Here is a 25,696-nt window from a genome sequence, read left to right on the forward strand (position 1 = left end):
AGCGCTTCGATCGTCATGTCATGGCAGGCGGAGGTCCGCCGCGGCGTCCGGCACGAAGGTCTCCGGCCTGCGCGGCGGGCGCCGGTAGCCGGTGGCGGGCGGGCGGGGCGGGATCTTCAGCTCCGCCCGCCGTACCTCCTCGTAGGGGATCGTGGACAGCAGGTGCGCGATCATGTTGATCCTGGCCCGCCGCTTGTCCTCGCTCTCCACGTCGTACCACGGCGCCTCTGGGATGTCGGTGTGCACCAGCATCTCGTCCTTGGCCCTGGAGTAGTCCTCCCAGCGATTGATCGACTCCAGGTCCATCGGCGACAGCTTCCACTGCCGCATCGGATCCTTCAGCCGGTCGTGGAAGCGCCGCTCCTGCTCCTCGTCGCTCACCGAGAACCAGTATTTGCGCAGCAGGATCCCGTCCTCCACCAGCAACCGCTCAAAGATCGGACACTGGTGCAGGAACCGCGTGTATTCCTCGTGGGTGCAGAATCCCATCACCCGTTCGACACCCGCGCGGTTGTACCAGCTGCGGTCGAGCAGCACGATCTCCCCGGCGGCGGGCAGATGCTCGATGTAGCGCTGGAAGTACCATTGCGACCGCTCACGCTCGGTCGGTGCCGGGAGCGCCGCGATGCGCGCCACGCGCGGGTTGAGGTATTCGGAGACCCGCTTGATCGTGCTCCCCTTGCCCGCCGCGTCCCTCCCCTCGAAGATCACGACCACCCGCCGGCCTCGCACCCGCACCCACTCCTGCAGCTTCACCAGCTCTCCCTGCAGGCGGAAGAGCTCCTTCTCGTACGTCTTGCGCGGCAGTCTCTTCGTCATCGGGCTTCCTCGGCGGACGGTCCGAACGGCACCGGTAGCGCGGCGGAGCGCCGCCTGGCCGTGGCACGCACCGCGGTCAAAGTCAGCACCAGCGTCAGCACCGACACCCCGGCCAGCAGGGCCAGGCCCACCCCGTAGGAGCCGAACAGGCCGTAGACGAACCCCATCTCCACCGGCGGCACGAACCCGCCCAGCCCACCGGCCGCGCCGACCAGGCCCGTGACCGAGCCGACCTTGTCGGCCGGGGCCGCCACCGCGACCAGGGCGAAGGTGGCCCCGCTGCCGGCGCCGAGCGCCGCCGCCATGGTCAGGAACGCGACCGTGCCCAGCGGCATCAGCGGCGGGGTGAACGCCAGGACCGTGGCGCAGAGCGCGACGACGGCGAACACGGCGGCCAGGACCCGAATCGCCCCGATCCGGTCTGACAGCCAGCCGCCGACGGGACGCGCCGCGACCGCCAGGATCACGAACCCGGCCATCCGGTCGGCCGCGTCGGCCTGCTCCAGTCCGTAGGCCGACCGCAGATAGACCGGCAGGTAGACGGAGAAGGAGACGTATCCGCCGAACGTCACCGCGTACAGCACGCAGGCCTGCCAGGTGATCGGCAGGCGCACGGCCGCGGCCAGCCGCGCCATGGTCGACTGGGCGGGCGCCGTACGGCCCGGAGCGTCCCGCAGCACGAACCAGGCCACCATCGCGTAGACGGCGAGCACGGCCGCGGTGAGCAGGAACGGAGTGGCCGAGCCGCCGGTCCTGACCAGCTTGACCGTGGTCAGCGCGCTGATCGCGGTGCCGCCCATTCCCATGCCGAAGACGCCGACGGCCAGGCCACGGCGCTCGGGCGGGAACCAGGCGCTGACGAAGGGCACGCCCACCGCGAACGCCGTCCCGCCGATGCCCAGGAAGAACCCGCCCACCAGCAGCGCCGCCAGCGAGCCATGCCCGGCCAGACCGATGAACAGCACCGGGACGATGGTGGCCGCCGAGATCAGCGGGAACATCACCCGGCCGCCGAAGCGGTCGGTCAGCGCCCCGACCGGGATGCGGCCCAGCGAGCCGACGATCACCGGAACCGCGACCAGCAGCGCCTGCTGGGCCGCCGACAGTCCCAGCAGTTCCTTGAAGCGCGGGCCCAGCGGGCTGAGCAGCGCCCACGCCCAGAAGTTCACCGCGAATCCCACGGTCGCCACCGCCAGCATCAGCGCCGGCCCACGGAGATCGGAGCGTGGGACTGCTCGGTCGATCCTGTCGGTGCTCATCTCACCCGTTCCTGTCGCATTCACCCGCTGCCACCTGGTCTTTTGCCCTGCCTCATCCCCTCGCATCCCACAGCAGCAGCTCTATGCCTCCTAGGGGCGAAAGTCCTGCCTATTGAGTGCTTTGGTCTTCACTCGCTTTTGGGACTTTGGCCTCTATTCCGTGGTTGACCTGGCCGGTTAGCGTCGGAGCATGATTCGTGTGTTCCTCGTCGACGACCATGAGGTGGTACGGAGGGGCGTGGCCGCCCTGCTGGACTCCGAGGACGACATAGAGGTGATCGGCGAAGCCGGCACCGCGGAGTCGGCGATCGCCCGCATTCCGGCGCTCAAGCCGGACGTGGCGGTGCTGGACGTCCGGCTGCCCGACGGTAACGGCGTGGACGTGTGCCGTGAGGCCCGGTCCGGGCTGCCCGGGCTGGCGTGCCTGATGCTGACCTCCTACGCCGACGACGACGCGCTGTTCGAGGCGGTGATGGCGGGCGCCGCCGGTTATGTGCTCAAGCAGATCCACGGCTCCGACCTGGTCGGCGCCGTGCGCACGGTCGCCTCGGGGCAGTCGCTGCTCGATCCGCAGACCACCGCGGCGATGCTTCAACGACTGCGGGAGCAGGCCGCCAGAAGGGACCCGCTCGCGGCCCTGTCCGATCAGGAACGCAACATCCTCGACCTGATCGGCGAAGGGCTGACCAACCGGCAGATCGGCGAGCGGATGTTCCTGGCCGAGAAGACGGTCAAGAACTACGTGTCCAACCTGCTGTCCAAGCTCGACCTGCAGCGCCGTACGCAGGCGGCGGCGCTCTCGGCACGACTGCGGACGAATCGGCGAGACTGACCGCCCGAGACCTCGGATGGCCGGTCACGTCGTGATCCTCGGAGCGCCCACCACAGCGCCGTCGAAGCCGACCACGATCGCTCCGCTCATCGTCGTCCCCCGTGGTCGGCGAGTCGCCGTTCATGACCTCTCCGGGTGCGGCCGGACGACCGCGACCGGGCACGTAGCGTGGTGCAGCACGGCGCGGCTGACCGAGCCCAGCACCGCCGAGGCGAATCCGCCCAGCCCACGCGACCCGACGACGACCAGGTCGGCCGTGGTCGAGGCCTTGATCAGGGCGCCGGCCGGGTGCTCGCACAGTTGCTCGTCGGTGATCTCGATGTCGGGGTACTTCTCGCGCCAGGGGCTCACCCGTTCGCCGGCCGTATGGACCTCGTGCTGGAAGGCGTTGTCCAGCAGGCTGTCGTAGGCGGCCGCGTACGGGGAGAAGATCGGCATTTGCCAGGCGTACAGGACGTGCAGCCGCGCGTGGCGGGCGCGGGCCTGCTCGATGGCGTACTGCATGGCGAATTCGGAGTCCTCCGACCCGTCATAGCCGACGACGATCCGGCCGTGCTCTTCCTGGCCGCGCCCGCGGACGATCGCCACCGGGCCCCACGCGTGCCCCGCGACGGCGGTGCCGACCGAGCCGAGCAGCATGCCGCTGAAACCGCCGAGTCCTCTGCTGCCCAGCACCAGGCTGTCGGCCGACGCCGACTCGCCGATCAGCTCGTCGACCAGGTTGCCGGTGTGTAGTTCCGTCGTCACCTCCACGCCGCCCGCCAGCTCACGCGCCTGGTCGGCGGCGGCATCCAGCGTGCCCGCGCAGTACTCCGCGCTGAACGCGGCGAGCCCGTACGGCCACGGCTCGCAGACATGCACGATCCGCAGGGCCAGTCCCCTGCGCCGAGCGTCGGCGGCGGCCCACCGCACCGCCGCTGTCGCCGGCTCGGACCCGTCCACGCCGACCACGATCCGTCTGGTCATCACACAACCCCTTCCCGAACTGGAACACCTCAGCTCCAGCCTCGCGAAACAGGCGGCCGACCACAGGGGGCTGAAGTCCCGAATACGAGTGCCGTTGGTCCCGCAGTGAACCAATCACCAGAATCCGCCGCCTTGACAGGGCCACGTCCCAACGTAGATCGTTTCGCAAAAGAAGTCTCATTCCTCGCAGGGCCGACGGTGGAAGAGCGCCATGAAGATGATCATCGGTGGGTTCGTACTGGCGGCGGTGGCGGGCGCCCTGTGGGCGCGAAGGCGCTACGTGGTGGTCACGGTCGAGGGGACGAGCATGGCCCCGACGCTCTCCGACGGAGATCTGGTTCTGGTACGCAGGCGCCGGATCGACCAGGTCACCACGGGCGACGTGGTCGTGCTCGAACCGCCGCGCACCGCCGCGGGGCTCGGACCGCCGGGACGGGACGGCCGGCACTGGAACATCAAGCGGGCCGTCGCGTTACCCGGTGACCCCGTTCCCCCGGGGATCGGGGACGGCGTGGCCCGGGTGCCCGCCGGCGCGCTGGTCGTCCTGGGTGACAACATCGACAGCGTCGACTCCCGGCAGCGCGGGTTCTTCGACGCCGACCGCCTGCTCGGTGTCGCGCTGCGCCGGTTGGGCGGGCCACCGCTGTAAAGCGGGTACATCGTGCGGTTTCGACTTCTCGGGCCGATGCGGATCCAGGTCAACGGATCGCCGGTCAGGATCACGGCGCCCAAGCAACGTACCGTTCTCGCCATGCTGCTGGCCCGGGCGGGTCACGTCGTACCCATCAGGTCGTTGGTGGCGGAGGTGTGGGACGAGCGGCCGCCCCGCTCCGCGGTGGCGAACCTGCGTACGTACCTCATGCAGTTGCGCAAGCTGCTGCCGGATGAGGAGCGGCTGGTCACCTCCGACGTCGGCTACCTGCTGCGGGCCGGACCGGAGGAGCTCGACCTCCTGGAGTTCGAGGCGCTGTCCGCGCGCGGCCGCCAGGCGCTGGCCAAGCGCGACACGAGCGCCGCCGGGGAGGCATTCACCCAGGCCCTGGCCCTGTGGGAAGGGACGGCGGCGGAGGACGTACCGCTCGGGCCCACGCTGCGCGAGGTGGTCGCCCGCCTCACCAACCACTACCTGGGCGTGGTGGAGGAACACGCCGACATCCAGCTCGCCCTCGGCAGGAACGAGCTCGCGGCCGCCCGGTTGCGCGAGGTGATCCGCCAGTATCCGCTGCGCGAGCGGCTGCACGGTCAGCTCATGACGGCCCTCTATCGCTGCGGCGACGTGGTCGGCGCACTGGACGCGTTCGGGGCCGCCCGCCGGGTCCTGGCCGACGAGCTGGGCATCGATCCCGGGCCGGACCTGCGCTTGCTGCAGCAGGCGATCCTGCGCAGGGACACCGCCCTGCTGGCGGCCGACCGAGACACCGCGGCCGTGCCCGTCGCGGACGGACGCCCGCGCCCACGTCTGCTTCCCCGGGCGCCGCTGGCGTTCGTGGGCCGCTCGGCCGAGCGGGCCCACCTGCGCAGCGTCCTGTACGGGGAGGCGGGCGCGGCCGTGATCGGTTCCGGCGCGGGCCCGCCCGTGGAGAGGCCGCACGGTCCCGACGCGGCGAGCCCGCCCGTGGTGGCGTTGCACGGGCCTGGTGGGGCGGGCAAGTCGGCGCTCGCCCTGACGGTGGCGCACGGCGTGGCCGACCGCTATCCCGACGGCCAGCTCTACGTGGATCTCCAGGGATCCACGCCGGGCCTGCCCCCGTTGCGGCCGGCCGAGGTGCTCGGCCGTTTCCTGCGCGCGCTCGGAGTGCCGCCCTGCGACGTCCCGGCGGCACCGGCGGAGGCGGCCACCCACTACCAGTCGCTGCTGGCCGACCGCCGCGTCCTGGTCGTCCTCGACAACGCCGTCGGCGCCGCCCAGGTGGCGCCGTTGCTGCCGGCGGGCGGCGGCTGCGCGGCGCTGGTCACCAGTCGCGCCGCGCTGACCACCATGGACGCCGTGCCAATCGCCGTCGGCATGCTCGACGAGGTGGAGTCGGTGCGCCTGCTGAGGTTGCTGGCCGGTCCCGAGCGGGTGAGCGCCGAGGCGCGAGCGGCCGCGGAGATCGCCCGCTGGTGCGGCTTCCATCCGCTGGCCCTGCGCATCGCCGGTGCCCGGCTGGCGGGCCGGCCCGACTGGTCGCTGGCCCGCTTCGGCGAGCGGCTGGGCGACCAGCAACGGCGGCTGGACGAGCTCCAGGCCGCCGACCTGCGGGTGCGTACCTGCTTCGAGGTCGGGTACGGGACGCTGACCAGCACCGCGAAGGCGGTCTTCCGGGCGTTCGGCGTGCTGGAGGTGCCTGAGGCCGGCGTCGAGCTCACCGCCGCGCTGGCCGACGTCGACCAGACGACGGCGGAGGCCGCGCTCGATGAGCTGACCGAGGCCCGGCTGCTGGAGCCGGTCTGCGACGGCCGGTTTCGCATGCATGACCTGCTGCGGCTGTTCGCCGCGGAGCTGGCCGTCGCCCATGACGCGCCACGGGAGCGTACGCGGGCGGTCGGACGGGCTCTGGAGTGGTACCTCGATCGTCTCCGCCGGCTGCAGACCCTGCTGCAACCACACCTGGTGCCGGCCGGCGGGGGCGGGAACGCCTCCGATGTGGGACTGCCGGATCTCGCCGCGGCCCTACGGTGGCTGGACACGGAGCTACCGTTCCTGGTGGCGGCGGCCGTACAGGCGGCGAAAGGTGAGCGGGGTGGCTTCGTCATCGAGCTGACGGCGCTGATCAAGGCCATCGCGATGAAGAGCGGCTACTGGCGGGAGCTCGAGACCATCGCGCGGCTCGCCATCGAGGTCGCGCGGCGTGACGGCGACCGTGTCGCGGAGGCGGCCACGCTGGCGACGCTGGGCCTGCTGGAGTGGAAGTCCGGCCGGCCCGAGGCGGCCCGCGCCCTCCTGCACCGGGCGCTCGGCCTCTGGCGGGCCGTGGGCGAGCGCGGTGAGGAAGGGCTGGCGCTGCACAATCTCGGCTGGCTGTGCATGCAGACCGGGGATCTCGACGCGGCCTTCGAGCACATCGGCGCGGGCCTGCTGCTGCTGGAGACGTACCGGCCGAACCGGGTCGGACTGGTCTCGCACAACCTGGGCGAGGTGCTGCTCCGGCTGGGCCGCCACACCGAGGCGGTGGACCGCTTCGAACGGTGCCTGGCCATCCGGCGGGCCGATCGCGACCTGTACGGCGAGAGCATCACCCTGGCCGCGCTCGGCCGCGCCCACTGCCTGCTCGACCAGCGGGACAAGGCACTGGCGGTACTGGCGGAGGCGCTGGTCCGCTGCGAGGCGACCGGCAACCGGGAGGACCAGTGGGAGGTACTGCTCAGCAGGTCCGAGATCCGGCTGCGGCAGGGCGATCCGGCCGCGGCGGTGGCCGACCTGACCCGCGTCCTTGAGCTGACCACCAAGATCGGCGACGCGTACGGCCACGCCGCCTGCCTCCGCCAGCTCGCCAGAGCACGCGCGGCCCTCGGCGACCCGGGGGCCGCGGCGGACGCCGGCAAGGCCGCGGGACTGTTCGCCGATCCCGCGACGCGCTGCGATCCGGTGCTGGAAAGGCTGCTCACCGCCCGGTTGTAGCGCGGCTGTATGGGGTGCTGTATGCCGCCCGAATAGGTTTCGGCTAACCGCATCGCTACGAAAGGAACGAGTCCATGACTGCTGTTCTTGGCCGGCTCGGCGACCGGATTCTCGGCAAGCTGGTGCCCAAGGCGTCCGCGAAGGCGGCCGCCGAGTGGTACGTCCACTGCTACTGCCGGGAGCGCTCCGACTTCCGCAAGATCTGCACCACCGCCGGCGGCACGACCCGATGCGGCGCCTGCTACGCGTTCAGAGTCTGCGGCGGCTAAGTAGGACACGCAGGTCTGGCGGCGGCGGCCACCCGCCGCCAGACCCCGGCTCGCTCGAAGTGAGGTTGTTTCCTGATGGCTTTCCTGGTTGCCGCTGTCGTGTTCCTCGCCCTCCTGTGCCTGTTCAACCTGGTGCTCAACCTGGGAGTGCTCCGCCGGCTCCGCGAGCACACCGCTGAGCTGGAGCGCCTGGCCGGACACGCGATGCTCATGCCGTACGATCCGGGCGTCCTGGTCGGTCGCACGCTGCCCGAGGCGGCGGCGGGCGCGCGGCTCGTCGGCTTCTTCGACGTCGGCTGTAGCACCTGTCACGAGCGCGCACCGCAGTTCGCCGAGGAGGCGGGCAAGGAGCCCGCCCTGGCGGTCATCACCGGCGACGGCGCGAAGGTGGCCGATCTCGTCACCGTGGTCGGCGGCGTGTCGAGCGTGATCACGGGCGATGAGGCCGGCAGTCTCGCGCACGCCCTCGGCGTGGAGGCCTTCCCCACCTTCCTCCGGGCCGACCAGGAGGGCAGAGTGCTGGCCGCCGACACGGAACTCGCCGCCATGGCCACCGCCGGATGATGCCGGACCGGCTGCGGCGGGCCGCCACCCTGGGGTTGCTGTGCTGGCGGGCGGGACCTGTGCTGGCGGTGTCCCAGCTGGTCGTCACCGTCGTGGCCGGGCTGCTGCCCACGGGCGCCTTGTGGGCGACGAAGCTGCTCATCGACGGGCTGGCGACGGGCCTCGCGGAACGGGCGCTGGGCCCGGTCGCCGGGCTCGTCGCGCTGGGATTGGCCTCCGGGGTGCTGCCGCACGTCACGGGGTACCTGCGGGGCGAGTCGGACCGCCGGCTCGACCTGTTGCTGCAGGACCGCCTGTACACGAGGGTGAACGAGTTCCAAGGGCTGTCACGCTTCGAGGACCCCGCTTTCCTCGACGAGTTGCGGATGGCCACGCAGGCCACGGGCGGCGCGATGGGGCCGATCACCTCGGGCCTGTTCGATCTCTGTCGCAACGTCATCGCCCTGGCCGGGCTCCTCGGCGCTCTGGCCGTGCTGAGCCCGCTGATGGCCGGGCTGGTGGCGGTCGCGGCGCTGCCCACCCTCGCCGCCAGGATGTCCCTGGAGAAGCGGCGGACCAGGATGCTCGCCGGGCAGTCGGCGGCGGCCCGGCGGCAGATCTTCTACTCCTCCTTGCTCACCGACGTGGAGGCCGCCAAGGAGGTACGGCTCTTCGGGCTCGGCGACTTCCTCAGGCGCCGGGTCATCGGCGAGCTCACCACGATGCAGACGGCCGAGCGGCGCCTCGACCGGCGCGAAGCGCTCACGCAGTCGTCACTGGCGACCCTGTCCGCCCTGGTCAGCGGCATCGGCTTGGTCTGGGCGGTGTATTCGGCCCTGTCCGGGCGGCTGACCCTGGGCGACGTCACGGCCTTCGCCGGGGCGGTGGCCGGCACCCAGGCCGCCCTCATCGCGACCGTGGAGAACGCGGCCAACGCCGGCCACTCACTGCTCCTGTTCGACCACCACGAGCGGGTGATGTCACTCTCCGACGACCTCCCACCGCCGCACCGCCCGGCCGCGCTGCCGGCCCTGCGGCGCGGCATCGAACTGCGCGACGTGTGGTTCCGGTACGCCGAGGGCCACCCCTGGGTGCTGCGCGGCGTCGACCTGACCATCCCTCACGGCGCGTCGGTCGCGTTGATCGGACTCAACGGAGCCGGTAAGAGCACGCTGATCAAACTGCTGTGCCGCTTCTACGACCCCTCCCGGGGGGCGATCTTCTGGGATGGCGTGGACATTCGCGACGTACCGCCGGCCGACCTCCGCGCCCGGATGGGCGTGCTCTTCCAGGACTACATGAGCTACGACCTCACCGCGGCGGAGAACATCGGCGTCGGCGAGATCGAGGCGATGTCCGACCGGAGCAGGATCCAGGCCGCCGCCGAGATGTCCGGAGCCGACCAGACCGTACGGGCCCTGCCGCACGGGTACGACACGATGCTGAGCCGGATCTTCTTCGGCCCGGAGGACGAGGCCGGAGTGGTGCTGTCCGGAGGCCAGTGGCAACGGCTGGCCCTGGCCCGCGCGCTCGTCCGCGAACAGCGCGACCTGCTCATCCTCGACGAACCCAGCTCGGGACTCGACGCGGAGGCCGAATACCAGGTGCACCGGCGGCTGCGTGAACACCGGGCGGGCCGTGCCAGCCTGCTCGTCTCCCACCGGCTCGGCGCCGTGCGGGACGCCGACCTCATCGTGGTGCTCGGCGACGGGCGCATCGTCGAGCGGGGCACCCACGACGACCTCATGGCCGCGGACAGCGGCTACGCCCGGCTGTTCGAAACCCAGGCCAGCGGCTACCGCGTCGAGGCGTAGCGCCCACCCGGGCCGCTTCAGTCGCTCTCGATCCGTCCCAGCGGCTCGGGATCGTCCGCCAGCGCGGAGCGCGCCGCGAGCCAGCTCGGGTCTTCGGGGTAGAAGACATGGCGAAGGTAGGCCCAGGTGAGCCGCTGGATCAGGGCGACACGTCCGGGGTGTTCGTCCGTCGTCTCCGCGACTTCGTAGCCGGAGACTCCGCCGAGCGAGTGCTCGGCCCCGAACAGCGTGAGCAGGCTCTTGCCGCCCGGACTCAAGAAGTAGGGGTCGGTGAACCACTCCGGCCCTCGGGCGGTCAGGTGGGACTGGTCTCGGTCCCCCGCGACCACGAGGGCCGGCGTGGTCATGCCCGCGAAGCTCGGATTCATGAAGGGGAAGTGCTCGGCCGCGAACGGGCTCAGCTCGGCTCCGCCCCGGCCGGGCGTGGCGAGCAGCACCCCCGCCTTGATCCGGGGGTCGGACATGTCCTGTCCCGGTTCGCCCTCGGGATCGAGGACTCGCGCGCCCAGCAGCATGCTCGCCGTCTGGCCGCCCCAGGAGTGCCCGGCCGCGGCGACGCGGCCGTGGTCGAGGCGCCCGCCGAGGCCGGGTACGGCGGCTTCGAGGAGATCGAGCTGGTCGAGGACGCGCTTCATGTCCTCGACCCGGTAACGCCAGATCAGTGGGGTACGGGGATCTTCTGGCGGCAGGCTCAGCGTCCGCGAGTCGAGATGGGTGGGTTGAATCACCACGAAGCCGTGAGCGGCCCAGAAGTCGGCCAGCGGGGCATAGCCGTCCGACGACCAGCCGAAGCCGTGCGAGAAGACGATGACCGGCAGTTCGTGCCCGGCCGCGGGCGCGGACACGCGCACCCGCAGGTCCTCACCACGGCCCGGGGCCGACAGGACCACCGGCTTCACCGAGACGACCGGGGTGGGTGCGCTGACGGCCACGTCGCCGTCGCCCGCGGCCGGGACCGCCATGTCTGTTTCGATCATGATTGGGATGCTCCTTCAGTGGTCTTTGGTGATGAACTGGTCGGCGACCCAGCGTGCGACGTCGGCGGGATAGGGCGCCGACAACCCGAGGACGATGTGCCGGAAACCGGCGTCGAGCGCTTCGCCAATCGCGTCCCGGGTGCTGCCGGGCTGGTCGTAGGAGACGGGCAGGTGGATCGAGCGGGTGATCGAGGCGGGGTCACGGCCGATCTCGGCGCAGTAGCGGTCCAGCAGCGCGCTGCGGCTGATGACGTCGTCGATGTCGCCGCCGGGGATGTTCCACAGGTCGGCGTGCTCGGCGACCACGCGCAGCGTCGCGGACGAGCGTCCGCCGATGAGGATCGGCGGGTGGGGGCGCTGGACCGGCTTGGGGTTGCCGAAAGCGTTGGTGACCTGGACGTACGTGCCGTGGAAGTCGAACGGTTCGGTCTCGGTCCACAATCGCCTGATCACCGTGCACGCTTCGGCGAGGCTGCCCACGGCGTGGGCGGTGTCGTGGAAGGGCAGGCCGTGTGCTTCGTACTCGCGCCGGGCCCAGGGCACGCTGGGTCGTGAGCCGACGCCGATGCCGAAGTCGAGCCGTCCGCCGGAGACGATGTCGACGGTCGTGGAGATCTTGGCAAGGATCGCGGGAGGCCGGATGCGGTTGCTGGTCACCAGCACGCCGAGCCGCAGCCGCCGGGTCTGGGCGGCGAGGGCCGAGAGCAACGTCCAGCCCTCGTAGATCGTGCCGTTCGGGTCGCCGAAGATGGGCAGGAGATGATCGAACAGCCACGCGTGTTCGATCTCGGGGATCGTGTCCGCCTCGCGCCAGACCCGCAGGACGTCGTGGTAGTCGACCTGTGACGGGGCGGTCATGATCCCGAAGCGGGGTCGGGTGGTTTGCGACATTGAGGGCTTTGGTCCTTTCGACGCTGGGCGCTATAAACGGAACGGGTTTCCGATATGTTCTGCCGACGCCCATCGCATCGACTTACTCGCATCCCACTGCGATCCCAGGCATGGGCATGACGCGATGACGAGGCGCGGGTTGGCCGCCGGTCGGCGCTCTGGCATCATGAGTAAACGGAATCCCGTTCCGACTACTATAAGGAACACGGTTCCGGTTCGCAACCCGACAATGGAGGGAACGGTAACGGTGGACGACGGAGGCGCGGGCCCCCGCAAGCGGGCCGATGCCCGGCGCAACGAGAGGACGCTGCTCGACGCCGCCGCGGCCGTCTTCGTCACCTCGGGCGTCGAGGCGCCGGTGCGCGACATCGCGGCCAGGGCGGGAGTCGGGGTGGCCACGATCTACCGGCACTTCCCGACCCGGGCGGATCTCATCATCGCCGTCTACCGGCACCAGGTCGAGGCCTGCGCCGAGGCCGGGCCGGCCCTGCTGGCGGCCGTCGCGAGTCCTTACGCCGCGCTGGGGCGATGGATCAACCTGTTCGTCGACTTCCTGGTCACCAAGCACGGGCTCGCCGCCGTACTCCGCTCCGACGACGCCGGCTTCGACGCGCTGCACGCCTACTTCCTCGACCGGCTCGTACCCGTGTGCGGCCACCTGCTCCAAGCCGCGGCCGCCGCCGGCGAGATCCGCGCCGACGTCGACGCCCTGGAGCTCATGCGCGGCGTCGGGAACCTCTGCATCGGCGCGGAGAACGATCCCCGCTACGACGCTCGGCGGCTGGTCGAATTCCTCATCGCGGGACTCCGCCTACCGCGGTAGCGACGCGCGGGTGTTCATACCGGCGGTATTCTACAAAGTTACCGGCGGTCCGTTACGCTGTCGGCCCGCTCTCCTGCCCCTCATCTGCTGAGACTGGCCGATAGAGGTCGGAGAGCGGCATGAGCGCGCCCGTGTCGGCGTTGAGCCGCACATCCTCGCCGAGGTCGTCCACCTGCTCCCAGGTGACGTAGCGGCTGTCGCGGTGCAGTCCTCTGACGAGGGCCCGGACGAGGGCTGGTCCAGGTCCGTGCGGCCCGCGTTCGTAGCCGAACAACCGGCCGGTGTGACGAGGGACCACGATGAGGCCGGCGACGCGAAAAGCGTGCTGTACGTCGCCGAGCATCGGCCCGTCCTGGCGGAGCCGTACATCGGCCACCTGCCCGACCGGCCTGCCGTCGGCATCGAGGACGCGGCGGCCGAGCAGGGTGCTCATCCGCAGCTCGCCCGTGACCTCGCCGATCCTGGCCGGGTGCCGGTCGCGGGCGACCGGCTCGGCGCCGCTGCCCGGCAGCGGGGCGATGAGGTTGACCCGGGCCCAGTGTTCGAGAGCCGCCTCCTGAGGCGTACCCCCCACCGTGACGGCGCTGTCGATGTCGGATACCAGGCGCATGGGGAGGCGCTGCGGACCGGGATCCTCTTCGGGGCGGAACAGCTCGGTGACCGCCACCATCAGGCGGCCGACGAGGCCGCCGAGGCGCGGGCCCAGCGCGAGCGGGCCGGTCAGGATCGACACGATGTAGGGGCGCCCCTCCTCGTCGAAGGTCAGCTCCAGGTCGTCGATCTTGCACACCGGGTGCCCGTCGTCGGCGCTGATCACCTGCCGGTCGAGCAGGTGCAGGTTCGCGTGCAGTTCCCTAGCCCTCATTGCCCCGCCTTCGTCGCGATCATCAGCGGGACGGCCGCCACGGCCACCACGAGCAGAAGGATCATGTACGCGGTCCCGAGTGCGTTGCCGAACCGGCCGTTGACCTGGTCGCCCATGTAGTCGGGATCGTTGGCGATCATGAGCACTGGCAGGTACGTCAGGGGAAGCGCCGCCGCCGAGAAGACCAGCGAGTACTCGGTGACCATGATCGGATCGATGGTCGTCAGGATCAGCGCGATCGCGATGACGACCACCGCCAGCACCACGGAGTGGAAGCGCGCGGCGTCGCGGGGGCGGACCAGCTTGCCCCACTGCCAGCCGAAGTACTGGCTGATGGTGTAGCCCGACGACAGCGCGGTCTCCAGAGTCGCGCCGAACGTCGCCGCGAACACCCCGAAGATCACCGCCGCCAGGCCGAGCTGCCCCAGTCCGATCCCGGCGGGCAGCAGCATCTGGCCGAGTGTGTCGACCTCCGCCTTCACCGGGAAGAACACCACCGCCGCGCAGCCCGCGATGGCCAGCGACAGGAATCCGCCCAGCGGGAAGCCGACGAACACATTGGCCCGTGAGGTGATCAGGTCCTTGCGGGTCCACTTCTCCTCGACCCCGCCGGAGGAGAAGAAGAACACCTCATACGGCGTCATGGCGCCGCCGAGCAGGGCGATCGCGTAGTACCAGTACGTCGGCGCGCCCTCGTCGGCCGGCGGCTGGGTGAGCTGGCGGCCCAGCTCGTGCCAGTCGGGCCCGAGCTGCCACAGCGCCACCGCGAACGCCACCAGCGCCAGCCCGGCCAGCCCGAAGATCCGCTCCATCGTCTCGAACTTGACACGCCACATCACCAGCCACGCCACCAGCGCGACGCCCGGCACCCACAGCAGGTAGTTGATCCCGGTGGCCAGCTCCAGGGCCAGTGACGCGCCACCGATCTCGGCGGCCAGGGTGAGGACGTTGATGAAGAACGACGCCCCCAGGTTGACCAGGCCGGCCCGTGGCCCCATCCGCTCCCTGACCAGGTCGAACACCGGCCGCCCCGAGACGGCCGCGATCCGGCCCGACATCTCGGCGAACAGGCAGATCCCGATGACGCCGACCACGACCACCCAGGCGAGCGACATCCCGAACCTGGCGCCGACCAGTGAGTTCGCGACCAGGTCGCCGATGTCGACGAACCCTCCGAAGGCGGTGAGGATGCCCAGCGTCACCGCGAAGAGCTTCTTCACCGATGTGCCTCCTCGAAGGCCCGCAGCTTCGTGGCGACCCCTTCAAGGTCCTTTGCGGCTGCGGCCGAATCCTTGATCCCGTCCCGCCTGACCTGGATGAGCAGCGACGCCACCTGGTCCTCGGCCTCGCCGGTGAGGTCGAGCAGCCGCCCGCGCACCTCGTCGGCGGCGGGGGACGGCGGCTGCACCCCGCCGAACTGGCTGTTGACGCTGCCCAGATCCTTGACCGTCTCGGTGAACAGCGTCTTGAGGTAGGGCGTGGTCAGGCGGTCCTCGTGGCGTACGGCCAGCCGTACGATCTCCAGGCTTGAGGCGGCCGACTGCGCCGACTGGGCGGCCTTCAGCCCGTAGTCGTGGTCATCCCAGGCAGGGCTCGCACACCCGCTCAGCAGCAGCACGGCCAGGGTCAGCGCGACATGCTTCGAGGCCCTCATGTACGGCGCCGCAGCAGGAAGTACCCCAGCAGCACCAGCAGCACCAGGAATTGCCCCCAGGCCGCGAGCAACACCAATCCCTCATCTTGCACGAGGGTGCACCTGCCCAGCCGCCGAACGATCATGCACCTTGCGACGGCGAAGGGCCTGCGAGACCTGTCAGAGCAGGACCGGCCTGGAGGTGGTCAGCGGAAGTCGGCGGCGTGGTCCCGTGCCCATTCCGCGAAGGTCTGGGCAGGGTGTCCGGTGAGTTTCTCGACGATGACGGAGGTCTCCGGGACGGTCTCGGCGCCGGCTGCCCACGCGCCCATGATCGCCTCCACGCCCATCGCGGGCATCGTCCTGCCCAGGTCGGCCCGCGCCTGTTCGGGTGTGATCGCCTCGATCGGGATCTCCCTGCCGATGGCCGCGCCGATGTGCCCGACCTGCTCGCGCAGGGTGAGCGCCTGCGGCCCGTACAACGTGTACGCCTGCCGCCCGTGCCCGTGCTCGGTCAGCGCCGTCACCGCGAGCGCGGCCATGTCCCGCTCGCTGACGGGAGCCGTCATCGCCTCCGGGTACGGCAGTCGCACCGCCTCCCCGCCCTTGATCGCCCGCGTCCACCACCATCGGGCGTTGGTCGCGAACATCCCCGGCCGCAGGAAGGTCCAAGACAACCCGGACTCCTCCAGGGCCGACTCCACGATGCGATGGTCCCGCGCGATCGGATTACGGTCGGCGCCGGGCTGCACGACCGCCCCGGACGAGAGCAACACCACGTGCCGCACCCCCGCAGTAAGGGCAGCCGTCACGAAACCGGCGATGCCCGCGGGCTTGGCATAGAGGAAGACGTGCGAGGCGCCTTCCAGCGCGGCGGGCAACGTTTCCGGCGCGTCCAGATCCGCCGCTATGTGGGAGCTGTCCGGCGTCCTGCTCGTCAGCCGGACCGGCCTGCCCAAAGCGGTCAGACCTGCGGCGACATGGCGGCCGACACTCCCCCGGGCGCCGAAAACAACCGTGACCATTGTGTGGGGCCTCCCCTGATCCTCGGTGAGCATGCCGTTCCCTTGGCGACATGACATGCCGCACATACTACTCAATCAATTAATTGAATGAACCTTCGAGAGGTGGGCGCCCGGACCCGTGAGCGAGCTTCCCCCGGTCGAAGTGTGATCACGCCGGAGGATGTGTGCTCAGCCAGGCTGCCGCTCTGCGCGCCGACGCACGCGACAGCCACGCGTCCTGGACCACCTCGGCCAACTCGTCGCGGGTGAGCTCACCGATCCGGCCGGCCCGCAGGAGTACCGACGGGTGACCGTTGAAGTGCGCGGTGGTGAAGAACTGCGACGCCTCGTCCTGCACCAGCGCCTGCTTGTCCGCCTCGGACTCGACCCAGAAGACGATCACATCCGGATAGCGTTCCCCGGTTTCGGGGTCGACCGCATCCGGCCGTGGATTGCGGAAGAAGATGAACGACTTGCCGCCCACCTGGTAGACCGGATTGCCGCCGGTCCCGTGTACGACGGTGACGTGCGGCATGGCCAGAGCCAGTTCGTGCACGTCCTCGACGCGGGCGGGCCGGGTTCCATCATCGTCGGGCACACGCCCAGCGTAAGAGGTTTCAGCGTGTTGGACGAGATCATCAAGCCGCACAGCCGCAGCTGCGTCTGACGACCAACGGGGCATACGCGGCAAGCGCCTCGGAAATGTCGCCGAACAGCAGCTCGACGGCCTGCTCCGCCATGACCCGCAGCGGCTGCTCGGTAACGGTCAGCGCCGGAGCGGTGTGGGCGCTCTCCGGCGTACCGTCGAGGCTGATCAGCGCCAGCCGGTCGGGGACCGCGAGCCCGCGGGCCCACGCCCCGGACAGGACCCCGATGGCGTGCTCGTCCGTGGCGGTGATCAAGGCGCGCGGCATGGCCCCTTCGGCGATGAGGTGGCGGGTCAAGGAGTCCGCGGCGCCGCGTGAGTAGTCGCAGCGCAGGAGCACGGCGTCCGGATCGCCGGACACGGCCGTGGCCCAGGCCTCGCGGCGCACTCCCACGGGCCCTTCGTCGGTGGGGCCGGACAGGAAGGCGGGGCTCCGGTGCCCGTGCCGGCGCAGGTGTGCGACGGCTTCGCGCACGGCGGCCTGGTTGTCGGCCGCCACCACCTGTCCGTGCCCGCCGGGGTGCCCGTGATGGACGTACACGGCCGGTACGCCTGCCGCCTCAGCCTGAGCCGCCACATCTCCCCCGCCGTCCGCGGCGACGATCACCAGCCCGTCGACCTGGGCGGCCAGGAAACGTTCGATGAGATGCCGCTGGCGATCCGCCGAGTATCCGGCGTTGCCGACCAGCGTGAGGCGGTCGCGCTTCTCGAGCGCTTGCTCGATGTGTCTGGCCAGGGCGCCGAAGTAGGGATTGGACGCGTCGGCCAGCACCAGGCCGACCACGCCCGTCGTACGCGAGCGCAGCGCCCTGGCGATGCGGTTGGGCCGGTAGCGCAGCTCGGCCGCGGCCGCCAGGACGCGTTCGCGCGTCGCGGCGGCGACGGGACGCGGACCGTTGTTGATCACATAGCTGACCACCGCCGTGGAGGTCCCCGCTCGGCGGGCGACATCGGCCAGCGTGATGGGCTTGTCTGCGCGTTTCATCATAGCGGTTTACATTCTGCCATCTAATCGATTAGATGGCTGTGGTCTAACCGATTAGATGAAAGGTGAGCAGTGCCGGCTCTTCCCTTGATCATCGACACCGACACCGGGTCGGACGACGCGGTTGCGCTGCTGCTGGCCGCCGCCAGTGGTCTGGGCGACATTCGCGCCGTGACCACGGTGGCGGGGAACGTACCCCTGGCGACGGGGACCCGCAACGCGCTCTTTTCCCTGCAAGTGGCCGGGCGCGTCGACATCCCCGTCCACCCGGGATGCGAACGCCCGATGACACGTCCGCTGTCCACCGCCCAGCAGGTGCACGGCCAGGACGGGATGGGCGACATCGGCTTACCCGACCCGCTGCGGCCGGCCGAGGAGCGGCACGCCGTCGAGGTCCTGCTGTCCTCCCCGCGCGATCACCCGGGCGAGTTGACGCTGGTCACGCTCGGCCCGCTCACCAATCTCGCGGCCGCGCTGGTCCGCGACCGCGATCTGCTGACCCGCTACCGGCATGTGTACTGCATGGCCGGCGCCGCGGACCTGAGCGGCAACATCACGGCCACCGCCGAGTTCAACGCCTGGGCCGACCCCGAGGCGGCCCGGGTGGTGTTGCGGAGCGCCACGTCCGACAAAGTGACCTGGATCGGCTGGGACGTCTCCCGCCGGGACGCCGTCATGACGCCCGAGGACCAGTCCCGGCTGGAGCGGCTCGGCACCCCGATGGCCACCTTCGCCCACCGCGTGAACCGTACTCTCGCCGACTGGGCCCGCGACGTCACCGGCCTGGCCGGCTATGACCTCCCCGACCCGGTCGCCATGGCCGTGGCACTGCGGCCCGATTTGATCACCCAACGGGAGCGGGCCCATGTGGACATCGCCCTCGGCGACGAGACCCGCGGCCAGTTGATCATCGACCGCCGCCGCTCCGCCCCGCCGCCCAATCTGACGCTGGTCCGCCGGGTCAATGAAGTCGGCTTCAAGGACCTGCTGTTCACCACCTGCGCCGGAATCCACCAAAGCCGACACGACCTGAAAGAGCACCAATGATCGCCGCTTCCGTACCGCGTCACGAACTGCACTGTCATCTCGACGGATCGGTACGCCCCGGCACGGTCGCCGACCTGGCCCGCCACCAGGGCATCGCCTTGACCGCCCCCGTCGAACAGCTGGTCACGGCACCCGCCTCCTGCGGCAGCCTGAGCCACTTCCTCACCTACATCGACCTGCCGCTGCGAGTACTCCAGACCCCCGACGCCCTCCACCGGGCCGCCCGCGAGCTGGTCGAAGACTGGAGCGCCGACGGCGTGGTCTATGGCGAGGCGCGCTTCGCCCCGCAGTTGCACGGCCATCGCGGCATGACCCAGGACGAGGCGGTCCAAGCGGTCTCCGAGGGGCTGGCGGCGGGGCGGCAGGCCACCGGCGTACGCACCGGGCTGCTGTTGTGCTGCCTGCGACACCAGACACCCGAGGAGAGCCTCGCCGTCGCCGAGACGGCGCTGCGGCATCGCGACCACGTGGCCGGGCTCGACCTCGCGGGCGATGAGCGGCTCTACCCCGCCACCCCGCACCGGGCCGCCTTCGATCTCGCCCACGCGGCCGGACTCCCGTGTACGGTCCATGCCGGTGAGGCGGCGGGCGCCGACAGCATGTGGGAGGCGATCGACGTGCTCGGCGCGCGCCGGATCGGCCACGGCGTCAGGTGCGCCGGCGAGCACGCGCTCCTCGAGCGGCTGCGGCGCGACGGCATCGCCTTGGAGATGTGCCCGACGAGCAATGTACTGACCGGCGCGGTCTCCAGCCTCCAAGCGCATCCCGCGGCCCGGCTCCTGGCCGACGGGCTGGCCGTCACCATCAGCACCGACGCGCGCACCACCTCGGGGACCACCCTGTCCCAGGAGTTCGACCGGCTGCGCGCGGCGGCCGGGTGGACGGCTGAGCAGGAGCGGCTCGCGCAGGATCACGCGGCCGCCGCGGCCTTCGCCCCGTGATCGACGGTGCGGCTCAGGGCTGGGGATCACCGTTGATGAGGTCGATGAGTCCGAACGGCGCGCGGTCGCCGAGGCAGAGGTCCAGCATCTCGTGGGCGTCGGCGTAGAAGGCCTCGGTGCGCGGGAACAGCTCCTTCTCGTAGGCGGTGAGTGCCGCTTCGATGTCGCCGGGGTGCGCGACGATCGCCTTGGCGAGTTCGGCGCCGTCGAACATCGCCAGGTTCGCGCCATCGCCTGACGGCGGCATCAGGTGCGCGGCATCGCCGAGGAGCGTCACCCCAGGGACGCGATCCCATCGGTGCCCGTCCGGGAGCGTGTGGATCATGCGCGCGACCGGAGCGGTCTCGCCGTCGGTGATCAGCGCGGTGAGTTCCGGCGCCCACCCGTCGAACTCGGCCGCGACCCGAGCGGTCACGGCGGCGGCATCGGTGAAGCCGAGGTCGTCGATCCACTCGGCGGGGCGGTTCAGCTCGACGTACGTGTGCAGGATGTTCCCCGCCTCGCGGTGCGCGATGATCCCCTTTCCCGGGGTCAGCGCGTACATCGCGCCGGCGCCGACCGCCTCGGCCGTCGCGGGGTGCCGCTCGTCGGCGTCGTAGAGGTAGGTGTCGATGAAGGTCGTGCCGGTGTACTCGGGCTCGGCGTCGGACAGCAGTGGGCGGATCTTCGACCAGGCGCCGTCGGCACCCACGAGCAGGCCGCTGGTCACGCTCGCGCCGTCGGCGAAGGTCAGCTCGTGCCGGCCGTCGCCGAGGGGCCGGACACCGGTGACCTTGCGCCCCCACTGGACCGTCTGGCCGGGCAGGGAGTCGAGCAGGATCCGGCGCAGGTCTCCGCGGAGCACTTCGGGACGCCGCGCCTTGCCGTCGTCCGGGGCGTCGAACAGCAGCTTGCCGTGCCGGTCGAGCACGCGCAGCGCCTCAGCGCCCTCGTGGATGATCGCGCGGAACTCGGCGGTGAGACCGGCGTCGGCGAGCGCGCGCTGCCCGTCGTCCTCGTGGATGTCGAGCTGGCCGCCCTGCGTACGGGACTTCGCCGAGGGGTCGGCCTCGTAGACCGTCGCGGGGATGCCGTGGACGTGCAGGACCCGGGCGAGGGTCAAGCCGCCGAGGCCGGCGCCGACGATGGCGATCGGGTGGTGGCTGGTGTTCATGGGCTTCCTCGTTCCCGTACGGGCGGCTGCCCGGACTCCAATATGGATCGGCGTTCCATAAGTAATATGGAACGCCGGTCCAGGATGTGTCAAAATGAGGTCATGGCACGGACACGCGGAAGAGCACCCACTGGGGGACGCGCCGGCGCCCTTTCGCGAGAGGTGATCGTCGACGCGGCCGTCACGCTGCTGGACGAGCACGGCGAACGGGGACTCACCTTCCGGCTGCTGGCCAAACAGCTGAACACCGGACCCGGCGCGCTTTATTGGCACATGACGAACAAGGACGAGCTCGTCGCCCTGGCCGCCGATCAGGTGCTCGGCCACGCCTTCGCCGCGGTTCCGCGCCTCGAGGAGGGCGCCGGCGCCGGGCTGCGCGCGCTCGCCATCGCCGTCTTCGATGCCCTTGATCGGCACCCGTGGGCAGCCTCCCACGTCACCGCCCCGGCCACGCTGGCGAACGCGCTGCGCCTGCTCGACCGCATCGGCACCCTTGTCGCACGAACCGAGCTGCCCGCCGAACGGCATTTCGCGGTCTCCACCGCGATCTCCTACTACATCACCGGCGTCAGCGCCCAGATCATCACCCCATGCGCCACCCTCGACGCGGCCACCAGCCGGGACGCCTACCTCGCGCGGACCGCCGAAAGCTGGGCAGAACTCGACCCCGCCGACTACCCCTTCCTGACGCGCACCACCACGGACCTGCGCGACCACGACGACCGCGACCAGTTCATCACCGGCCTCGACCTGCTCCTGGACGGCCTGAACACGACCGCGGCCCCGTGATGCCGCGCTTCAGGCGGTGCGGAACCCCGAAGGATGTGCCCAGTGCGTGCCCACGACCTGCTCGCCGCTTTTCCCGTGGTCGGTCTCGACTCTCCCGTGATCGACGCGGCCAGGATGCTCGCCGAGCAGGATCTGCCCGGCATCATCGTGGTGGACGACGACGGCGCCCCGTTCACGATCCTGCCCGGCACCCAGGTGCTGCGGCTGGCCGTGCCCGGCTATTGCCAGGATGATCCGGCGCTGGCCCGGGTGGTGGACGAGGCGCACGCCGACGCCTTCCTGAACGCGCTGGAGGGCCGCACCATACGCGAGGTCCTGCCACGAGACCGGCGCGAGTTGCCGGTCACCGACCCCGATGCCACCGTCCTGGAACTGGCCGCGTTGATGGCCCGCACCCACAGCCCGCTGGTCGCGATCGTCGCCGATAGGCGCCTGCTGGGCGCCGTGACGCTGCAGGCGCTGCTGGACCGGGTGCTCGGGGCGTGAATGCGCCGGCTTGGGTGAGCGTGGCGGTGTTCCTGATCGCGTACACATTGATCGCCACCGAGAAGGTCCACCGGGTCGCCGCCGCGCTCGGCGGCGCCGGGATCATGCTGGCCGTCCACGCCACGGGCGCGAAGGCGGCGTTCTTCTCCGAGCACACCGGGATCGACTGGAACGTCATCTTCCTGCTGCTCGGCATGATGGTCATCGTCGGCGTACTGAAGGAGACGGGCGTCTTCGAGTACCTGGCGATCTGGGCCGCCAAGCGCGCTCGCGGGCGCCCGTTCCGGCTGATGGCGCAGCTGGTGCTGATCACCGCCGGCGTCTCGGCGCTGCTCGACAACGTGACCACGGTGCTGCTGATCGCGCCGGTGACCTTCCTGGTGTGCGAGCGGCTGGCCGTCAACCCGGCGCCGTTCCTGATCGCCGAGGCGATGGCCTCCAACATCGGCGGCACGGCCACCCTGGTCGGCGACCCGCCGAACATCATCATCGCCAGCCGTGGGGGCCTGAGCTTCAACGACTTCCTCCTCCACATGGCACCCATGGTCATCGTGCTGATGGCGGTGTTCGTCGGCCTGTGCTGGCTGATGTTCGGCCGCTCGTTCCGCTACGACCCCGAACGCGCCAGCGAGATCATGGCGCTGGAGGAGCGGGAGGCGATCGCCGACCACAGGCTGCTGTGGCAGTCGCTGGCCGTGCTGGCGCTGGTGATGGCGGCGTTCGTGCTGCACCCCGTGCTGCACTACGAGCCTTCGGTGGTCGCGCTGCTCGGCGCGGGCGTGCTGGTGGCCGCGACCAAGGTGACCACCGAGCAGGCCATCGCCGAGGTGGAGTGGCCCACGCTGGTGTTCTTCGCCGGGCTGTTCGTCATGGTCGGCGCGCTGGTCGAGACCGGCGTCATCGGCCGGCTGTCCCAGGCCGCCGCCGCGGCGACCGGCGGACAACTGGAACTGGCCACCATGGGCATCCTGGGCGCCTCGGCCGTGCTGTCGGCCATCGTCGACAACATCCCCTACGTGGCGACGATGAGCCCGATCGTGTCCGACCTCGTGCAGGCAAGCGGCGGCAACGGGCCCGGACAGGTGCTGTGGTGGGCGCTGGCCTTCGGCGCCGACCTGGGCGGCAACGCCACCGCCGTCGGTGCCGCCGCCAACGTGGTCGTGCTCGGCATTGCCGCCCGCAACGGCACTCCCATCAGCTTCTGGCAGTTCACCAAGTACGGCCTGATCGTCACCGCGGTCACCGTCACACTGGTCGCCCCCTACCTATGGCTGCGCTACCTCATGTGACAAGTCCGGAAGCGTCACTATTCGGGGTGAACCGCGAGGGGTACGCTGGCAGCAGGTGAGCCGGGAAGCCTGGTCGGCACGTCCACTCCGTATCGAGTGAAGGATGTGCCCGTGTGCCCCCGAAACCCCTACCCCCACGACTTGATGACGCTCGGTCTGTGTCCCCGGCCATGAGCGCGGCAACCCCGGTCATCGAGATCGCGCACCTCAGCAAGCGCTATCGCGACGTGGCAGCCGTCGACGACGTCAGCCTGCGGGTGCGGGCGGGACAGATCTACGCCCTGCTCGGTCTCAACGGTGCCGGCAAGACCACCCTGATCCGCATGCTGCTCGGCATGATCGCACCCACCGCCGGGACGGTACGGGTCCTGGGCGCCGACGTCTCGGCCGGCGACCGCACCGCCTGGGCCAAGGTGGGCTACCTGGTGGAAGAGGCCGCCGCCTATCCCGAGCTGACCGTACGCGAGAACCTGGAGGTGGTCCGCCGGCTGCGCCGGCTACCTGGCAACGCCGAGGACATCATCGAACGGCTGGCGCTCACCCCGTACGCCGACCGCCGCGCCCGCGCCCTGTCGCTCGGCAACCTGCAGCGCCTGGCTTTGGCCAGGGCCCTGCTGCACGCCCCCGCCCTGCTCATCCTCGACGAGCCCGTCAACGGCCTGGACCCCGCCGGCGTCGCCGAGATCCGCGCCCTGCTCACCGATCTGGCCCACCAGCACGGCACCACCGTGTTCCTGTCCAGCCACCTGCTGGCCGAGGTCGCCCGCCTGGCCACCCGCATCGGCATCCTGCACCACGGCCACCTGATCGGCGAACACGACGCCGACCACCTGGACCGGCACCGCCGCCGCCATCTGCGCCTGGCCACCCGCGATGACCACGCCGCCCGCGCGGTGCTCCGCGCATACGGCTACCGCCCCGAGTTTGGGCCGGCCGGCCTGCTGCTCACCGATCCCCGCGCCCTGGCCCAGCCGGAACAGGTCGCCACCGTCCTGGTCCACGGCGGCGTGCCGCCCACCGACCTCCATCTGGAGGAGGAAGACCTGGAGACCTTCTTCCTGCGTACGGTCGGGCCCAGCGCCCAGGCCGCACCAGGAGCCGGGACGAGCGCCGAATCGGGGGCCGAGACGCGTGCCGGGTCGGCGGCCGAGAGGCGTGCCGAACCGAGTGCCGAATCGGGGGCCGAGCATGCGTGAGGCGCTGTGGGCGGAACTGCTGAAGGTGCGGCGGAGCCGTCTGCCCTGGATCACCGCGCTGGCCTTCACGATCGTCGCGCTGATGTGCGGGATGTTCATGTTCATCCTGGCCGACCCCGCCCGCGCCCGGGCGTTCGGCCTGCTCGGCGCCAAGGCCCAGTTGTCCAGCGCCAGCGCCGACTGGCCCGGCTATCTCGCCCTGCTCGCCCAGGCCGTCGCGGTGGGCGGCCTGGGCCTCTACGGGATGATCGCCATCTGGCTGTTCGGCCGCGAGTTCAGTGATCGCACCGCCACCGACCTGCTGGCCCTGCCCACCTCCCGCACCGCCATCGTGGCCGCCAAGTTCACCATCGCCGCGCTCTGGGCGCTGCTGCTGGCCCTGCTACTCGCCGGGCTCGGTCTGCTGATCGGCACTTTGCTCGCCCTGCCCGGCTGGTCAGGGCCGAGCGCGGGCGAAGGCGTCGGCCGCATCGTGGCCGCGGCCGCGCTGGCCGCGCTGACCACCACCCCACTGGCCCTGGCCGCCAGCGCCGGCCGCGGCTACCTGGCCGCCGTCGGCGTCCTGCTCGCCATCGTCTTCGCCGCTCAGGTGATCGCCGCGCTCGGCTACGGCGCCGCCTTCCCCTGGTCGGTGCCCGCCCTGTACGCCCGCATCGCCGGCCCCGGCCAAGACCCGCCCGGCCTCGCCGGGCTACTGCTGTGCGCGGCCACCGGCGCGGCCGGAGTCGTCACGACCGCCCTCTGGTGGAACCGCGCCGACCATACCCGATGACGGGCACGCAGCCTGCGGGACAGAAGAACGCCGCCTACCCGCTGACCAGCGGTCGGGCCGCCCAAACCTGCAGGTCAGCGGGCGGGCCGCCCGAGC

26 protein-coding genes are annotated in these 25,696 nt (G+C 70.8%); 14 read left to right on the top strand and 12 right to left on the bottom strand.

Annotated elements, in window-relative coordinates; genetic code table 11:
* Positions 1–18: 18 nt before the first annotated feature.
* Together ppk2 and ACIBO2_RS33380 are read right to left on the bottom strand one after the other, a co-directional pair.
* Positions 19–819 carry a polyphosphate kinase 2 gene (ppk2, locus tag ACIBO2_RS33375; protein ID WP_358543391.1) on the bottom strand — a complete coding sequence of 267 codons (801 nt, stop codon included), beginning with the start codon at positions 817–819 and terminating at the stop codon, positions 19–21.
* Positions 816–2,078, bottom strand: a complete 1,263-nt coding sequence (locus ACIBO2_RS33380; RefSeq protein ID WP_358543389.1) for an MFS transporter — start codon at positions 2,076–2,078, stop codon at positions 816–818. Before ACIBO2_RS33380 ends, ppk2 begins: the two co-directional genes overlap by 4 nt.
* 190 nt (positions 2,079–2,268) lie before the next feature.
* On the opposite strand from ACIBO2_RS33380, the gene ACIBO2_RS33385 reads away from it, so the two are divergent.
* Complete coding sequence (locus ACIBO2_RS33385) at positions 2,269–2,910, top strand: response regulator transcription factor (protein ID WP_358543387.1); 642 nt, start codon at positions 2,269–2,271, stop codon at positions 2,908–2,910.
* 120 nt (positions 2,911–3,030) lie between these two features.
* Here the strand turns inward: ACIBO2_RS33385 and ACIBO2_RS33390 are convergent, their stop codons facing one another.
* Positions 3,031–3,876: a universal stress protein gene (locus tag ACIBO2_RS33390; RefSeq protein ID WP_397302028.1), complete on the bottom strand. Its 846-nt coding sequence runs from the start codon at positions 3,874–3,876 to the stop codon at positions 3,031–3,033.
* A gap of 211 nt (positions 3,877–4,087) precedes the next feature.
* Between ACIBO2_RS33390 and ACIBO2_RS33395 the strand changes: the two genes are divergently transcribed.
* The 5 genes from ACIBO2_RS33395 to ACIBO2_RS33415 all read left to right on the top strand — a co-directional run bounded on the left by ACIBO2_RS33395 (position 4,088) and on the right by ACIBO2_RS33415 (position 10,103).
* Complete coding sequence (locus ACIBO2_RS33395; protein WP_397302031.1) at positions 4,088–4,525, top strand: S26 family signal peptidase; 438 nt, start codon at positions 4,088–4,090, stop codon at positions 4,523–4,525.
* Positions 4,526–4,537: 12 nt separating this feature from the next.
* The gene (locus ACIBO2_RS33400; protein ID WP_397302034.1) at positions 4,538–7,477 is read left to right on the top strand and encodes a BTAD domain-containing putative transcriptional regulator; all 2,940 of its coding nucleotides are present in this window, start codon (positions 4,538–4,540) and stop codon (positions 7,475–7,477) included.
* Positions 7,478–7,551: 74 nt separating this feature from the next.
* Positions 7,552–7,746, top strand: a complete 195-nt coding sequence (locus ACIBO2_RS33405; protein WP_357960560.1) for a hypothetical protein — start codon at positions 7,552–7,554, stop codon at positions 7,744–7,746.
* A 75-nt stretch (positions 7,747–7,821) separates the two neighbouring features.
* On the top strand, positions 7,822–8,310 hold the full coding sequence (locus ACIBO2_RS33410) for a hypothetical protein (protein ID WP_358543380.1): 489 nt from the start codon (positions 7,822–7,824) through the stop codon (positions 8,308–8,310).
* Complete coding sequence (locus ACIBO2_RS33415; RefSeq protein ID WP_358543378.1) at positions 8,307–10,103, top strand: ABC transporter ATP-binding protein; 1,797 nt, start codon at positions 8,307–8,309, stop codon at positions 10,101–10,103. Before ACIBO2_RS33410 ends, ACIBO2_RS33415 begins: the two co-directional genes overlap by 4 nt.
* Positions 10,104–10,120: 17 nt before the next feature.
* On the opposite strand, the gene ACIBO2_RS33420 is transcribed toward ACIBO2_RS33415, so the two are convergent.
* Complete coding sequence (locus tag ACIBO2_RS33420) at positions 10,121–11,080, bottom strand: alpha/beta hydrolase family protein (RefSeq protein WP_397302038.1); 960 nt, start codon at positions 11,078–11,080, stop codon at positions 10,121–10,123.
* 15 nt (positions 11,081–11,095) lie between these two features.
* The gene (locus ACIBO2_RS33425) at positions 11,096–11,971 is read right to left on the bottom strand and encodes an LLM class flavin-dependent oxidoreductase (protein WP_397302041.1); all 876 of its coding nucleotides are present in this window, start codon (positions 11,969–11,971) and stop codon (positions 11,096–11,098) included.
* A 229-nt stretch (positions 11,972–12,200) separates the two neighbouring features.
* Between ACIBO2_RS33425 and ACIBO2_RS33430 the strand changes: the two genes are divergently transcribed.
* The gene (locus tag ACIBO2_RS33430) at positions 12,201–12,794 is read left to right on the top strand and encodes a helix-turn-helix domain-containing protein (RefSeq protein WP_358543373.1); all 594 of its coding nucleotides are present in this window, start codon (positions 12,201–12,203) and stop codon (positions 12,792–12,794) included.
* Between the two features lie 52 nt (positions 12,795–12,846).
* On the opposite strand, the gene ACIBO2_RS33435 is transcribed toward ACIBO2_RS33430, so the two are convergent.
* From ACIBO2_RS33435 to ACIBO2_RS33460, 6 genes are all read right to left on the bottom strand, one after another.
* Positions 12,847–13,659, bottom strand: a complete 813-nt coding sequence (locus ACIBO2_RS33435) for a hypothetical protein (RefSeq protein ID WP_397302044.1) — start codon at positions 13,657–13,659, stop codon at positions 12,847–12,849.
* Entirely contained in the window at positions 13,656–14,879 is a 1,224-nt protein-coding gene (locus ACIBO2_RS33440) for a divalent metal cation transporter (protein WP_358543370.1), read from the bottom strand. The genes ACIBO2_RS33435 and ACIBO2_RS33440 overlap by 4 nt, the downstream gene beginning before the upstream one ends.
* Positions 14,876–15,313: a hypothetical protein gene (locus ACIBO2_RS33445; RefSeq protein WP_397302047.1), complete on the bottom strand. Its 438-nt coding sequence runs from the start codon at positions 15,311–15,313 to the stop codon at positions 14,876–14,878. Before ACIBO2_RS33445 ends, ACIBO2_RS33440 begins: the two co-directional genes overlap by 4 nt.
* A 185-nt stretch (positions 15,314–15,498) precedes the next feature.
* Positions 15,499–16,317: an NAD(P)H-binding protein gene (locus ACIBO2_RS33450; RefSeq protein WP_358543362.1), complete on the bottom strand. Its 819-nt coding sequence runs from the start codon at positions 16,315–16,317 to the stop codon at positions 15,499–15,501.
* 148 nt (positions 16,318–16,465) lie between these two features.
* Positions 16,466–16,894, bottom strand: a complete 429-nt coding sequence (locus ACIBO2_RS33455) for an MmcQ/YjbR family DNA-binding protein (RefSeq protein WP_358543360.1) — start codon at positions 16,892–16,894, stop codon at positions 16,466–16,468.
* A gap of 40 nt (positions 16,895–16,934) precedes the next feature.
* On the bottom strand, positions 16,935–17,930 hold the full coding sequence (locus ACIBO2_RS33460) for a LacI family DNA-binding transcriptional regulator (RefSeq protein ID WP_358543358.1): 996 nt from the start codon (positions 17,928–17,930) through the stop codon (positions 16,935–16,937).
* A gap of 69 nt (positions 17,931–17,999) precedes the next feature.
* Between ACIBO2_RS33460 and ACIBO2_RS33465 the strand changes: the two genes are divergently transcribed.
* Together ACIBO2_RS33465 and add are read left to right on the top strand one after the other, a co-directional pair.
* Positions 18,000–18,974, top strand: a complete 975-nt coding sequence (locus tag ACIBO2_RS33465; RefSeq protein ID WP_358543355.1) for a nucleoside hydrolase — start codon at positions 18,000–18,002, stop codon at positions 18,972–18,974.
* Positions 18,971–19,915, top strand: a complete 945-nt coding sequence (gene add, locus ACIBO2_RS33470; protein WP_358543353.1) for an adenosine deaminase — start codon at positions 18,971–18,973, stop codon at positions 19,913–19,915. The genes ACIBO2_RS33465 and add overlap by 4 nt, the downstream gene beginning before the upstream one ends.
* A gap of 13 nt (positions 19,916–19,928) precedes the next feature.
* Here the strand turns inward: add and ACIBO2_RS33475 are convergent, their stop codons facing one another.
* Positions 19,929–21,068: an NAD(P)/FAD-dependent oxidoreductase gene (locus ACIBO2_RS33475; RefSeq protein WP_358543349.1), complete on the bottom strand. Its 1,140-nt coding sequence runs from the start codon at positions 21,066–21,068 to the stop codon at positions 19,929–19,931.
* Between the two features lie 102 nt (positions 21,069–21,170).
* Here ACIBO2_RS33475 and ACIBO2_RS33480 point away from each other — a divergent pair, with 102 nt between their 5' ends.
* From ACIBO2_RS33480 to ACIBO2_RS33500, 5 genes are all read left to right on the top strand, one after another.
* Entirely contained in the window at positions 21,171–21,857 is a 687-nt protein-coding gene (locus ACIBO2_RS33480; protein ID WP_358543346.1) for a TetR family transcriptional regulator, read from the top strand.
* Between the two features lie 33 nt (positions 21,858–21,890).
* The gene (locus tag ACIBO2_RS33485; RefSeq protein ID WP_397302053.1) at positions 21,891–22,343 is read left to right on the top strand and encodes a CBS domain-containing protein; all 453 of its coding nucleotides are present in this window, start codon (positions 21,891–21,893) and stop codon (positions 22,341–22,343) included.
* Positions 22,340–23,632, top strand: coding sequence for an ArsB/NhaD family transporter (locus tag ACIBO2_RS33490; protein ID WP_358543340.1), 1,293 nt, complete (start codon positions 22,340–22,342; stop codon positions 23,630–23,632). The genes ACIBO2_RS33485 and ACIBO2_RS33490 overlap by 4 nt, the downstream gene beginning before the upstream one ends.
* A gap of 170 nt (positions 23,633–23,802) precedes the next feature.
* Complete coding sequence (locus tag ACIBO2_RS33495) at positions 23,803–24,828, top strand: ABC transporter ATP-binding protein (RefSeq protein ID WP_358543338.1); 1,026 nt, start codon at positions 23,803–23,805, stop codon at positions 24,826–24,828.
* Entirely contained in the window at positions 24,821–25,600 is a 780-nt protein-coding gene (locus ACIBO2_RS33500; RefSeq protein WP_397302056.1) for an ABC transporter permease, read from the top strand. The genes ACIBO2_RS33495 and ACIBO2_RS33500 overlap by 8 nt, the downstream gene beginning before the upstream one ends.
* Positions 25,601–25,696: the final 96 nt, after the last annotated feature.

Origin of the sequence: Nonomuraea sp. NPDC050022, assembly GCF_044460705.1 — a bacterium.
Lineage (GTDB): Bacteria > Actinomycetota > Actinomycetes > Streptosporangiales > Streptosporangiaceae > Nonomuraea.